Raw genomic sequence first — 1,290 nt, 5'->3', positions numbered from 1 at the left:
CGACTACGTCCGAATCCACTCGGAATTGCTACCGTCGGTCTCTGCCGAAAGTTTGTTTAACTTTAAGCTGTAACTGACGGTTATACAAAACCGTTACCACACATTTGAGAAAAACATTATGCATAAAATTAAACTTTTAATAATTCTGATTTTAACGCTTGGAATTCAAAACAATCTAAAAGCAGAAACTTGGGACGAACCTTGGCAGAAAGAAATAATCCAAAAAGCGGAATATTTTGTTCTTGCGAATGTAATTGAATTAGATAGTCTTGGAGTTCAAATTGGAGTTCTACAAAATTTTGGAAAGAAGAAGTTGCCGAATAAACTTCTAATAAATGGATTTTCACTTTTAAGTTTAGGAAGTTCATCAGGACACGGAGTTCATTATGATTTTGAAAAAGGACAAAAACTATATTTTTTGCTAACTAAAAAAGATGATGGAAATTTTGCAATCCCAACACCTACATCTGGATTTGCAGTATTAGATAAAGAAAACAATGTTTATGCAACTTATCGACATAGTTATCATCAAGCATTAATTCCAAAAGATATTTACGAATTGACTTATCAAGCAATTTGGAACTATTATCATAACCTTGAATACGATAAAGGTTCGGTAATGGAATTTATAAACGAACAGATTGAAAAAGAACCAGCTGGATTTGCTGAAAATGAAATTTCAACCTTCTTCTTACAACACGCTTCTTTAGAAACAGCATATTTATTAGATGTTCCAATCGAATTCAACCGAATTAAAAAATTTGCTCAATCTGACAACTTTCACTCAAAGGTTTCCTCAGTTCAACTTATGACGCTAATTGATAATGAAGAAACGAAAGAATTTCTATTTGAATTTATACAAAATGAGGATAATGATAATTTTGAGAAAGTAATAGCAATCCGTTCTCTTAAAAAAATTGGAGGAAAGGAATACAAAACTAAACTTTTAGGAATTGCGGAAAATTTATCAGATGAAGAAACTGGGTTCGGTGGGAACATAATGGACCCAAGAGTTGGAACAAGATTTCCAAGTCCAAGACAAGCTGTAAAAGAAACCGAATAAAAACGTGTGGTAACAACGTGTATAATTAATTGCTTGGTTCTAGCCTACTTACGAAAATTCCGCTGGAATTTTCTATTTGTGATTAGTTTGCTAAATTAGTTGCTTAACCACGCAACTAATCATACACAATCACGATGGAATACATTCAGCGAAAAAGCTGACCAAAATGGTTCCACAACTGCGTTGTTCCCACCCTTTTGGTTCATGTATTCCATCTACCTGCTAAA

Annotated in this window: 1 protein-coding gene; it reads left to right on the top strand. The window is 33.3% G+C overall.

What is annotated here, in order from left to right:
• Window positions 1-118 precede the first annotated feature (118 nt).
• Window positions 119-1,063, top strand: coding sequence for a hypothetical protein (locus ACFEMA_RS14690; protein WP_411768965.1), 945 nt, complete (start codon window positions 119-121; stop codon window positions 1,061-1,063).
• Window positions 1,064-1,290: the final 227 nt, after the last annotated feature.

Origin of the sequence: Winogradskyella sp. A3E31 (assembly GCF_046720935.1) — a bacterium.
Lineage (GTDB): Bacteria > Bacteroidota > Bacteroidia > Flavobacteriales > Flavobacteriaceae > Winogradskyella.
The sequence above is the reverse complement of the archived record's forward strand: the minus strand, read 5'-3'. Positions and strand labels throughout refer to the sequence as shown.